This is a genomic window from Bacillus sp. URHA0034 (assembly GCF_056280405.1).
Window position 1 is genome coordinate 1622792 of the sequence record NZ_JBWCDK010000002.1, and the last position, 12544, is coordinate 1635335.

The window sequence follows — 12544 nt, forward strand, 5'->3', positions numbered from 1 at the left end:
CAACATTTCGCCACTTAAAGTAGTGGTGATAATAGTCTAGCTGTTGATTCTAAAATTCTAAATCCAATATGCCTTTGCTGAAAGGTTTCCAATTCGAGCTGTCGTGCAAACTTCAAATCATTGATATATTCTTCAACGAGCTCTTCTGTACTATTTGTACGAAACAAAAACGCATTAACTTCAAAATTCAAGTGAAAGCTTCTCATATCCATATTGGAGGTTCCAATCGAAGCGAGCTCGTTATCGACAATAACAATTTTACTGTGCATAAACCCGCGTTGATATTCGTAAACCTTTACACCTGCTTCAAGCAGTTCTGGGAAATAAGATCTTGATGCATGAAAAACGATTCGTTTATCTGGCCGGTTGGGAACAAGGAGTCTCACATCAACACCGCTCAAAGCTGCCACTTTGATAGCTGAGAATATATCTTCATCTGGAATAAAATAAGGGGATGCAATCCAAACAGACTTTTCAGCAGATGCAATCATGGAGAAAAAGATGTTTTTAATGACACTCCATTCATTATCAGGTCCGCCTGCAATAAGCTGTACTCCGCCATGACGTTGATTATCTGTTTGAGGTGAAAGATATTCCGCCGTTAAAAAACTGTGATTGGTCATATAATACCAGTCTTGTAAAAAGATTAATTGGAGTGTTCGCACTGCTTCACCCTTAAGCATTAAATGGGTATCGCGCCAAAAGCCGATTTCTTTGTTTCTGCCTAAATATTCATCTCCAATGTTCAAGCCGCCGACAAAGCCAATGGTCCCATCAATGACAATGATCTTTCGGTGATTACGAAAGTTAAATTTATTATTTAAAAAAGGCAATTTTACCGGCCCAAAAGAAACAGCTTCAATACCTGCTTTTCTCAAATCATTTATGTAACTCTTAGAAAGCTGCCATGACCCGACTGCATCAAAAAGAAAACGAATCTTTACCCCTTCTCTTGCCTTTTGAATTAATATTTCTTTTATTTCTTGACCAATCAGATCATGACGAACGATATAATATTCTAGGTGAATATGATGCCGTGCCCTTTTTAGTTGTTCAATAATATGTTGAAAAGTTTCTTCTCCATTAGTTAAAACTTTTGTGGCTGTATCAAAGGAGATAGGACTATTCCCTAGTTTCTGGGCCAGCTTAAATAATTTTCCTTGATGCTGCCCCATCAAATTCAGCTTCTCCTGGGCTCTTGGATCATCCTCTCCCTCAACTGTCAGGAACGCTTGTTTATCAAGGAAATATTTCTTTCTGAACATCTTTTCCTTCCGATAGTTCCGCCCAAATAATAAATAAAAAATAAAGCCAATAAGCGGAAAGCTCCCTAAAACCACTAACCAGGTAATGGTTTGTGTTGGGTGACGATTCTCAAAGAAAATGACAAATCCGATAAAAATAACAGACAGTGTAATTAATACACTCAAAAATCCGAAGATGCCGCTTTCCAGCTGATCTTTAAATAAAAACAATAGTCCGGACAAAACTGCTAAAAATAAGACCACCCTCACAGTGTTTTTCAGGGTACTCACCTGCCAAAATTTTCAATTATACATAATGATAAAAAGACCGATTTCAAATGTGAAATCGGTATAATTATTAGCTGAAATATTTACGTACTTCCGCGAAAACATCTTTCGCCATAATCTCTTTTCCGTATTCTTGAATCCGATGAATTGTAAGTTGTGTTTCATAACCATATTCCAGTAAAATACTTAGAATATCATCAATTTCATCCTCTTCATATAAATCCTCCGGAAATTCTGTATATAAATAATATTTTCCTTCAAAGTGATAAAGCTTCGTATCTAAATTATCTAGACCTTCCCGATTCGATAGGCTAATAATATCCTCAAAATCCTTAAAGGCAAGGAGAAATTCCAAAGATTCTTCCTCAAGCATTAAGCCATCTTCATCGGAATGATGGGGACTAAAATGCTGATCCAAGATCTCTTCAATTTTGTCATCAACGGGAATGTCCTTTATTTTATCATTAGGGATAGGAAGCTCAAACTTTTGTCCGTCTTTAGAAAGCTGGGCCTTAGTAACAAGAACCTCTAACCCTTTATCAAGCGCTTGGACTTGGATCCAAAGTGGGCCTTCAACGACAAAATCTTCTTCGCCATGAACTTCATCCATCATTTCCCAAAAGAGTTCCTCACTGCGTTCCCGATTGTACCAGATTTCTTCGCGATCAAAGCCTCTCTCCTCAATATCACCGTAGGAAATGTAGAACTTCACAGTATATTCATCGATTCGTTCAATCTCCATCATAACCTCTCCCTTCCGTTTCCATATTGAAGGGACTAAATACCCCCAAGCAGATGATACTATTATGATTTACATCTAAAAAAGGAAATAATCTTGTGCTTTCATTTTATGATAAAAGTTCTGATATGGGAAATAAAAAACAAAAAAATCTTTAAAACCAGGAGTTTGCCTAACGATTAATATAGGATATTCCTTTTATAATAGCAAAATGAGCGATAATATACAAATTTATTGGTTATAGACAAAAAAGACCTCCTTAAGGAAGGTCTCATTAATTAGTTAACCATTTTTTGTGCTTCACGTAATTGAAAGGTTCTAACCCTTCTAGGTAAGAAACGTCTAATTTCATCTTCATTGTAACCAACTTGCAAACGTTTTTCATCAATTATAATTGGTCGTCGCAATAAGCCTGGATTTTCTTTAATTAATTTAAATAAATCCTGCAATGGCATGGTGTCTAAGTTTACATCTAATTTTTGGAATGTTTTCGATCTGGTTGAGATGATTTCATCAGTACCATCCTCAGTCATTCGTAAAATTTCTTTAATCTCCTCCATGGATAAAGGCTCTGAGAAGATATTTCTTTCAGTGTATGGAATGTCATGCTCTTCTAACCATGATTTTGCTTTTCTACATGATGTACAACTTGGTGAAGTGTATAGTGTTACCATCCGTTCTTCACACTCCTCTTTAATTTACATAATTGTAATCTTATATAGTCATGTACCCATTTTATTGTGGAAGAAACCCTTTTCGTAATTAAAATAATTATAAATAAGTAATTTCTATCATAAATTATACACCACTGCATCAAAAAAAGGTATCCCTTTTAAAAAAATTATATCGACAGAAAAAACTTATTATTTTCTTAAGCTATATGATATTAGACGATTAATAAACTAAAAAGTTTCATAAATTTTAATTATAATACTTGCAAATAAGAATAAATAGTACTTTCAACAATACATTGTTCGTAATTAGCATCATCACTTTTTTGGTAACGTATATATATAATTAAACAGGCCTTTTACTGGCTTAATTTTATAAATCTTTTCTTAATTTATTCTTAACCTTTTTCTCAATTAATTGAATCCAAATGAAAACGCATTCATTCTTAAATGATTTTCTTAAGATTTTACTTTCAATAAATTACAAGTTCTTTTACAATAAATATGTGAAGTAATTTTTCATTACTAGCAATTTTTTATATTAGCAATTATGGAGGGATTCATGTTGGGTGATTACATAAAAGATTTGATGCTTGTTGCAATATTAATTATTGGGATTACGGCTTTAATGGGTGTAATAACCAACGGTATTGGGGAAAAAATATTCGGTGGTAAACGTCGAACTGAATTTACAGATGAAAGTGCCAAATATCGAAATGGCTGGAAAATGGTTGGCGGCAAAAAACAATAACCTAGATAAAAAAACGATCTCAATAAATATCGAGATCGTTTTTTTTTATTTTTTAGAACTTGCTTGATATTGTTTGAATTCTTTTTCTGAACAAAGAACAAAGTGACCAGGAGTTACTTCTCTAAATTCAATTGCTTCATTGTCAGCATAATTGTGGGATGCCGGATCGTAGGATCTGCGTTTTCTTGTTCGCTCACTAATAGGATCTGGAGCAGGAATAGCTGATAATAGTGACTGTGTATAAGGGTGAAGTGGATTTTTATAAAGCTCATCTGCAGGTGCAAGCTCGACCATTTTACCAAAATACATTACACCAATCCGGTCACTAATATATTTAACCATTGATAAATCATGCGCAATGAACAGATAGGTTAACCCTTTTTCTTTCTGAAGCTTTTTCATTAAGTTAACTACCTGTGCCTGAATGGAAACGTCCAATGCAGAAATCGGTTCATCCGCAATAATGAATTCGGGCTCAACTGCAAGAGCACGAGCAATACCAATACGCTGGCGCTGACCGCCGCTAAATTCATGTGGATAGCGGTTGGCGTGCTCTCTATTCAAACCAACTGTCTCGAGTAGATCATAAACACGATTCATTCGTTCTTCCTTGGTTTTTGCCAATCCATGAATATCAATGCCCTCAGCAATAACATCGGCAATCTTCAACCTCGGGTTTAAAGAAGCATAAGGGTCCTGAAAAATCATTTGCATCTTACGATTAAATTCTTTTAATTGCTTCTTGGACTTTTTGCCATGAACATTAACACCATCATATAAAACTTCTCCACCTGTAGCGTCGTACAAACGAATGATGGTTCTACCTGTAGTGGATTTACCACAGCCCGATTCACCTACAAGTCCCATTACCTCGCCTTTAAAGATATCGAAGCTGACATTATCAACAGCTCTTACTTCATTTGGCTTACCTGGATTAAAATATTGCTGTAAGTTTTTTATTTCAAGCAGTTTCTCTCTCTGTGCCATTTATTTCCCCTCCTTTGAACCAGGGAATTTGCCTGTACCTGCTGTGCCTACATACTGATTTTGACGCCTCTTAACTGCTTCAGGGGGCTCCACCTTAGGCGCATCCGGGTGTAATAACCATGTTGCAGCATAATGAGTATCGGATACTTTAAAGAATGGAGGCTCTTGCTCCAAGTCAATTTTCATTACATAAGGGTTCCGTGGTGCGAATGCATCACCTTTAGGAGGATCCAATAAATCCGGTGGTGTTCCAGGGATAGAGAATAATTCTTCATCTTCTGTATCCATATCCGGCATTGAACTAATTAGTCCCCAAGTATAAGGATGCTGCGGATTATAGAAAATTTCATCCGCCGTGCCAATTTCAACGATTTTTCCACCATACATTACCGCAACTCGATCGGCCACATTTGCAACCACGCCTAAGTCATGGGTAATAAAGATAATAGACGTATCAATCTTCTTCTGTAAATCCTTCATTAATTCTAAAATCTGAGCTTGAATGGTCACATCAAGTGCGGTTGTAGGTTCGTCCGCAATAAGAACTTTAGGATTACAAGCCAATGCAATTGCAATTACAACCCTTTGTCTCATACCACCTGAGAATTGATGCGGATATTGATCTACACGAATTTCCGGTTTTGGAATACCAACAAGCTTTAATAGATCGACCGCTCTTTCTCTTGCAGCATGCCTGCTCATATTTTGGTGCTTAATAAGCGGCTCCATAATCTGGTTACCAATCTTCATGGTTGGATTTAAGGAAGTCATTGGATCCTGGAAAATCATAGAAATATCTTTCCCGCGGATCTTTTGCATTTCTTTATCTTTTAATTTTGTTAAATCTTTGCCTTCAAAAAGAATCTGTCCGCCTTTAATTTCTGAATTATGTTCAGGAAGTAAACGCATGATTGATTTTGTTGTGACCGATTTTCCTGAACCGGACTCACCAACAATGGCTAAAGTTTCCCCATTATATAAATCAAAACTCACACCACGAATCGCTTTAACTTCACCCGAAAAGGTATGAAACGATATATTTAAATCCTTTATCTCTAAAATTTTCTCCATTTACATCCACCTGCCTTCTAATCACGCATTTTGGGATCCAATGCATCACGTAATCCGTCTGCAACAAGGTTGAAGCATACCATGATTAACGCAATCATAATGGACGGAATAATCATTTGATATGGAAAAGCGATCATTGATTTAAATCCTGCATTGACTAATGTTCCTAAAGATGCATGAGGTTCTTGTAATCCAAGCCCAATAAAACTTAAAAATGCTTCAAAGAAAATAGCATTCGGGATGGAAAACATCGTATTAATAATAATGACACCAAACATATTTGGAATCATATGTTTAAAAATAATAGACGAATTTGAAGCACCTAACGTTTTAGCTGCCAAAACAAATTCTTGGCCTTTAAATTTTAATACTTGCGCACGTACCACACGAGCCATACTTGTCCATCCCGTAATGGTTAAAGCGATAATAATTGGGACAATTCCGGGTTTTAACACGAGAATCATCAAAACAACCACAATAAGGTTCGGAATACCAACTATAACCTCGATGATCCTCTGCATTACACTATCTGTACGACCGCCCAAATAACCGGATATGGCTCCATAGGCGACCCCAATAGCCATATCAATTAACGCAGCCATGAAGGCGATAAATAATGATACTTGTGTACCTTTCCAAACACGTGCAAATTGGTCACGGCCTAAGCCATCGGTGCCAAACCAATAATAGGCATCTATTTTACGTACTTCATAGGCGTTATATTCAGTGCCATCTCTTCTAGTTAAGGTACCGTCAAATGGAAGCCAATGAACATTTTCTAATCCTTGTATACGCGGTGGCAAATTATTATGTTTAGTGTTTTGCGTGTCATAGGCATAAGGCGTAATCATCGGGCCAACGAAGGCCATGATAATCATAATTACCAGGATCACCATGCTGACTACTGCACCTTTATTTTTCCGGACCCTTAGCCAAGAATCCTGCCAGAAATTTAAACTTGGTTTTGCAATTTTTTCACTTTTTGATGGATCAATATGGGCAGGAGCAAACATATCCTTTGAAATTGTTATGTCTTTGTTGCTCATTTAGTTTTCCCCCCCGATACACGAATACGTGGGTCGATGATTCCATATAGAATATCAACAATTAAGATCACGACGATAAATAGTATAGCAAATAAAATGTTAGTTCCCATAATTACGGGGTAATCATTCATATTAATCGATTTAACGAACTGCTCACCAATTCCTGGAATACCAAAAATTTGCTCAATTACCAGTGACCCGGTCATCAAGCTAACTGCCAATGGTCCCAAGACAGTTACAACAGGAATTAAAGCATTTCTCAAGGCATGCTTAAAGCTTATTTGCCAGCGGCTTGCCCCTTTAGCTCTCGCCAAAGTGATATAATCTGATCCTAAAACCTCCACCATTTCCGTACGCATAAAACGGGCTGCGATTGAGATTGGGAACATGGCAAGTGCGATGGTTGGAAGGATCGTATACTCCGGTCCTTTCCATAACATTACTGGCAGCCAGCCTAATTTAACCGAAACATAGTATTGCAATAAACCAGCAAAAATAAAGGATGGAATAGACTTACCTACTACAGCGATAAAAGTAGAACCATAGTCAATCCATGTGTTTTGTTTTAGAGCAGCCAGCACTCCTAATAGGATACCTAAAATGGAACCTACAAGCATAGCTTGAAAACCTAATTGAGCAGAAGGTCCAAGACGATTTGCAATAAGTTCTGTGACAGGGGTATTATCAAATTGGAAGGACACTCCTAAATCCCCTTTTACCAAGTTCACCATATAGTTGAAATATTGAACAGGCACGGGGTCGTTCAAGCCATATTTATCCAGCAAGATATTACGCTGAACTTCATTAAGCTTTTCGAAGTTATTAAAAGGGCTACCAGGAATTAGCTTCATGAGGAAAAAGGTAAGCGATGTTACGATAAAAAGTGTAATAATCATATAGCCAACGCGTTTTAATATATATTTGACCATGCCTACACCTCCTAATTAATTAAATTTTCGACATATTACGACAATTCTCATACAGGTAAAAAGAGAGTATATTGATTAAATATACTCTCTTAATATTTGATTAGTTATAGTTACTATTTTGTGATTTTAATCCACTGGTAACTATAGTCAGGACCAAATGCATGGTGTGCAAAGCCTTTAACTTTTGGATTGATCAAGATGTTAACAGAACGTTGGTAAAGTGGTGCAATTGCAGCATCGTCCTCTAACAAGATTTTCTCAGCATCTTGAAGTGCTTTCCAGCGGTCTTGTGGCTTAGCAACTAGGTCTTCGTTAGCTGCTTTGATTAATTTATCAAATTCTGGGTTGCTATAGCTCATATGATTTTGGCCTCCGCCAGTAACCCATAGATCCATATATGTCATTGGGTCAGCATAGTCTGGTCCCCAACCACCCATTAATAAATCATAATCTTCAGCATCTTCACGCGCGATACGGATTTTGAATGGTACAGCCTCAATGGTAATCTTTAATCCTGGTAAGTTCTTTTCTAATTGGTCTTTGATGAAAGCATCAGTAACTTTTGAAGTTTCAGTGTCTTGACCAACATAAGTGAAGTTTACTTCTTTTAGACCAGTTTCAGCAAGTCCTTTTTTCCAAAGTTCTGCCGCTTTTTCTTTATCAGACTTTAGGTAAGTTCCAGCAGTATCACGGAAATCTTTACCATCTAAGAAAGCGAAACCTTTTGGAACTAGGAAGTCAGCCGAGATTGAACCGTTTGCTAATACATCATCAACTAAAGCTTTTTTATCAACAGAAAGTGCGATAGCTTTACGGATGTTAACATTTTTCAATGCTGGGTTCTTTTCGTTCATCTTTAACCACCAGATAGATGGTTCTTGGTAACGAAGTAGATCATCTGCTCCTTCAAATTGTGATAGGATAGCAGCTTGAGCTAGTTTAGGTGTAATATCCGCTTCGCCAGCAGTATATGCGTTTGCAGAAGCTTGTGGATCTTTTGAAACGTTGAAGTTGATCTTTTTAAGAGTAACGTCTTTTGCATCCCAATAGTCTGCATTCTTTTCTAATACCCATTCTTGTCCTGTTGGACCGTCCCACTTAGTCATTTTGAAAGGACCATTGTAAAGAATGTGAGCAGCATCTTTAGCATAATTAGTGCCTTGTGCTGTAACATACTTTTCGTTTTGAGGGTAGAATAATGGGAATGTTAAGTATGATTCGATGTATGGAAGAGCTCTTACTAGAGTGATTTCTACTGTATTATCATCTAATGCTTTAATACCTAAATCTTCTAGCTTAGCTTTTCCAGCTACGATTTCAGATGCATTTTTGATTTTACCTTCCATAAAGTATGCACCGTATGGAGCAGCTACTTTAGGGTCGATTGCACGTCTCCATGCAAATACGAAATCATTTGCAGTAACAGGGTCACCATTTGACCATTTTACATCTTTTTTCAATTTGATTGTGATAACTGTTTTGTCATCATTATAAGTTGGCATGCCATCAGCAACACCAGGAATAACTTTTTGATCTGGATTCAAACGATATAGACCTTCGTTTGTAGCATTAAGCGTTGTAAAGCTTAATGTGTCTTGAGACATTACACTGTCCATTGAAGGAATTTCAGCAGATTCCAAAACATTAAGTTCTTGTTTATCTGCTAATTGTTCTGTTTTACCAGTGCTTTTGCCATCAGACGAGCTTGTGTCTTTCTTACCACCGCCTGAACACGCAGCTAAAAACATGCTAAGTACTAGTGATAGTACTAAAAGTAGTGAAAGTTTTGATTTCTTCACTAGTAGACCTCCCTTTTCTATTATTCTGAAAAATTACTACATTCCCTATTATACATATTTTCAACAAATTGTACATTACTTTTTGAAAATTAATTTACATTTTCAATACAATCATTACGTAATGGCTACAATTGTCTATTATATAATGGAGACTTATACAGTAATTTTTTGTATACTATACCTTAGTTATACCTGTTAAATAAAGCTTTTTGGAGGTAATCTCTTGATATTAAACTTTAAGAAAAATCTCATAATTCTCACAATTACGCAATTCGTAATTGTCATAATATCATTTATTCTGTACCATAAAATTACACTAAATAGCTATATCGATATATCTTTTTTTGTTACTTCAGGGTACATTTTGTTATCTTTACTACTCTTTACCATCCATAGCGGATTTTATGATGTCATGTCAAAGTCCCTAAATCTTTTCTTTTCCCGCGGGAAAGATAAAAGAAGATTTGAGGACATTCCAGGTTTATCGGAATTAATCACAATAAATGGAAAGCCGCTCTTTCTTCATGGACTTATTACTGGATTATTAATGGCTGCCGCTCTCATTATCTATTATGTTTAACTAACTTGAAATGAATGTAAGATTTCAGCTATAATGTGACTAAACGCATATAATTTTCAAAAGCATTGATAAAGAGTAGTACGTATTTCCCTTCGATTCAGAGAGTTTGTGGCCGGTGAAAACAAACGCGAAAAAATACGGAATGGACTTTTGAGCCTCTGCCTGAACCTTATTTCACTTTCTAAATAATAGTAGGAGCAGACGTTTACCTTGCGTTAAAAGGACTTCACATCATCTAAAAAAGATGACTTGATACTGAGTGACTCATTTTGAGTAATTTAGGGTGGTACCGCGAACCATTCGTCCCTATAGTTTTTTAGGGATGAATGGTTTTTTTTATATATTTTTAGGAGGAAATCTTAATGAAAACAATTTTTTCAGGTATTCAGCCAAGTGGAACTATTACACTCGGGAACTATATTGGTGCTATGAAACAGTTTGTGGAATTACAACACGAATACAATTGTTTCTTTTGTATTGTCGACCAGCATGCCATTACAGTCCCACAGGATCCACAAACACTTAGGAAAAATATCCGCAGTTTAGCTGCATTATATCTGGCTGTTGGAATTGATCCGGAGAAGGCTACTTTATTTATACAATCGGAGGTTCCTGCACATGCACAGGCAGGATGGATTATGCAGTGTATTTCCTATATTGGTGAACTTGAACGGATGACGCAATTCAAGGATAAATCATCCGGTAAAGAAGCCGTTTCGGCGAGCTTATTAACTTATCCGCCATTAATGGCAGCTGATATCCTCTTATACAACACTGATCTTGTTCCTGTTGGTGAGGATCAAAAACAGCATTTGGAATTAACAAGAGACTTAGCTGAAAGATTTAATAAGAAATATAATGATATTCTGACTATACCTGAAATCAGCTTGCCTAAGGTCGGCGCTCGAATTATGTCACTTCAGGAACCGACTAAAAAGATGAGTAAGTCTGATCCAAATAAAAAGGCATTTATAACCCCTTTAGATGAGCCAAATCAAATTGTGAAGAAGATCAAGAGTGCTGTCACTGATTCCGATGGAATTGTTAAGTTTGATACAGTGAATAAGCCTGGAGTTTCTAACTTGTTATCGATCTATTCCATCCTTGGCGGTAAATCAATTGGAGAACTTGAAGAAATGTATACTGGAAAAGGCTATGGCGATTTTAAAGGAGATTTGGCTGATGTAGTGGTTAATTTCCTTAAACCAATTCAAGAAAGATACTACCATTTGTTAGAATCCAGTGAGCTTGATGATATTTTAGACCGCGGAGCTGAAAAGGCAAACATGGTTGCCAGCAGAACCCTAAAGAAAATGGAAAATGCGATGGGTCTAGGTAGAAAAAAACGTTAATAAGAAAAGCGCAAGCGCCTTGGTCAGCCCCGACAAGCACAAGTCGAGCCGGCCGAAAGGTTGCTATTTAACCTTTTGGACGGATTGGCTTGTGACCTCGAGGGGCTAGGCGCTGGAGCTAGACAATTCTCAAATTTTTATACTTTCTTATCTTATTAAAAATGATAAAAGCCTGTCCAAAAGGTATAGTTGATATACCTTTTGGCACAGGCTTTTAATTTACTTTTGGACCATGCTCCATCTCCCAAAGTTTTTCAAAGAAGGGCTGCCCTTTTATTAGATTTTCACAGAATGTTTCATGACGTCTTGACCAGCCATATTTTGTCTGCTCAAATAACTGTTCCCAAGCTTCTTCAAAATTCATTTCTTGAATGGTCGAATATTGCTCTGGACACCATTCAGTATACCAATAGCGTACTTCCGCTTCGTTATTGGATGTTAACAATTGATCAAGAGCCATAAATAATAATTGTTTTAATTGTCGCTCTTTTCTTGTTAATCCTCTCATCAAGTCGGGTTCTGGTGAAAGGATATGGAAGTCCTTTGTTTTAGGCTGTGCGTAAAAATGATATGGTTTTGCATCATGCTGGTTAATCATTTCATAGACGAGCTGTTCCTGCCTAGGTATTAATCTGCTTTTTCGGATTGGAATATTGTAGCCAATTGTATCAACGGCTAATATTCCTGTTCCGTCTGTCACAACAAAGCAATAGTCAAGTTGAATTCTTTCATGGTTTTTTCTTAAGTACGCTTTTTGATAAATATCATCGAGAAGCTGTTGAGGTAACTCAGATAAATCATTCTCAATATAACCAAATAGGAGCGGTTCAATTTTAATAAGCGGCACTTGATCAAGCAGCTCTACTCCGTCATCCTTCCGCCATTCATGAAAGTGGCAAACATTATATCCGTTTTCCTCACCTTCAAACCAATTAACCCAAACATCATGAAGATACAACATTTTACAACCCCTCACTTCAAGAAACTGTTTGTCAATCAGTATAGGCAGACCTCAGTTAAATTATTCCTTTATATATATTTTGATCCAATTGCTTTTTCAAAAACCTTTCTATTTATAAATAAGCTG

11 protein-coding genes and 1 other annotated feature are annotated in these 12544 nt (G+C 36.6%); of the genes, 2 read left to right on the forward strand and 9 right to left on the reverse strand.

What is annotated here, in order from left to right:
* Window positions 1–14: 14 nt before the first annotated feature.
* From cls to spxA, 3 genes are all read right to left on the reverse strand, one after another.
* A complete protein-coding gene (gene cls, locus ACZ9EE_RS09730; protein ID WP_476026563.1) occupies window positions 15–1475 on the reverse strand; it encodes a cardiolipin synthase in 1461 nt (486 codons plus the stop codon).
* A gap of 127 nt (window positions 1476–1602) precedes the next feature.
* Complete coding sequence (gene mecA / locus ACZ9EE_RS09735) at window positions 1603–2274, reverse strand: adaptor protein MecA (protein WP_476032915.1); 672 nt, start codon at window positions 2272–2274, stop codon at window positions 1603–1605.
* A 275-nt stretch (window positions 2275–2549) separates the two neighbouring features.
* Complete coding sequence (gene spxA, locus ACZ9EE_RS09740; protein ID WP_476026565.1) at window positions 2550–2945, reverse strand: transcriptional regulator SpxA; 396 nt, start codon at window positions 2943–2945, stop codon at window positions 2550–2552.
* A 559-nt stretch (window positions 2946–3504) separates the two neighbouring features.
* On the opposite strand from spxA, the gene ACZ9EE_RS09745 reads away from it, so the two are divergent.
* Complete coding sequence (locus ACZ9EE_RS09745) at window positions 3505–3693, forward strand: hypothetical protein (RefSeq protein ID WP_476026567.1); 189 nt, start codon at window positions 3505–3507, stop codon at window positions 3691–3693.
* Between the two features lie 45 nt (window positions 3694–3738).
* Here ACZ9EE_RS09745 and ACZ9EE_RS09750 read toward each other — a convergent pair whose 3' ends face one another.
* The 5 genes from ACZ9EE_RS09750 to ACZ9EE_RS09770 all read right to left on the reverse strand — a co-directional run bounded on the left by ACZ9EE_RS09750 (window position 3739) and on the right by ACZ9EE_RS09770 (window position 9525).
* Window positions 3739–4680, reverse strand: a complete 942-nt coding sequence (locus ACZ9EE_RS09750; protein WP_476026569.1) for an ABC transporter ATP-binding protein — start codon at window positions 4678–4680, stop codon at window positions 3739–3741.
* Window positions 4681–5751, reverse strand: coding sequence for an ABC transporter ATP-binding protein (locus tag ACZ9EE_RS09755; RefSeq protein WP_476026571.1), 1071 nt, complete (start codon window positions 5749–5751; stop codon window positions 4681–4683).
* 17 nt (window positions 5752–5768) lie between these two features.
* Window positions 5769–6797: an oligopeptide ABC transporter permease gene (gene opp3C, locus ACZ9EE_RS09760; RefSeq protein ID WP_476026573.1), complete on the reverse strand. Its 1029-nt coding sequence runs from the start codon at window positions 6795–6797 to the stop codon at window positions 5769–5771.
* The gene (gene opp3b, locus ACZ9EE_RS09765; protein WP_476026575.1) at window positions 6794–7726 is read right to left on the reverse strand and encodes an oligopeptide ABC transporter permease; all 933 of its coding nucleotides are present in this window, start codon (window positions 7724–7726) and stop codon (window positions 6794–6796) included. Before opp3b ends, opp3C begins: the two co-directional genes overlap by 4 nt.
* A 113-nt stretch (window positions 7727–7839) precedes the next feature.
* The gene (locus ACZ9EE_RS09770; RefSeq protein WP_476026577.1) at window positions 7840–9525 is read right to left on the reverse strand and encodes a peptide ABC transporter substrate-binding protein; all 1686 of its coding nucleotides are present in this window, start codon (window positions 9523–9525) and stop codon (window positions 7840–7842) included.
* A gap of 636 nt (window positions 9526–10161) precedes the next feature.
* Window positions 10162–10416: a binding site (T-box leader), on the forward strand.
* A 51-nt stretch (window positions 10417–10467) separates the two neighbouring features.
* On the opposite strand from ACZ9EE_RS09770, the gene trpS reads away from it, so the two are divergent.
* A complete protein-coding gene (gene trpS / locus ACZ9EE_RS09775; protein ID WP_476026579.1) occupies window positions 10468–11457 on the forward strand; it encodes a tryptophan--tRNA ligase in 990 nt (329 codons plus the stop codon).
* Between the two features lie 214 nt (window positions 11458–11671).
* Here the strand turns inward: trpS and ACZ9EE_RS09780 are convergent, their stop codons facing one another.
* Window positions 11672–12418: a DUF3603 family protein gene (locus ACZ9EE_RS09780; RefSeq protein WP_476026581.1), complete on the reverse strand. Its 747-nt coding sequence runs from the start codon at window positions 12416–12418 to the stop codon at window positions 11672–11674.
* Between the last annotated feature and the right edge of the window lie 126 nt (window positions 12419–12544).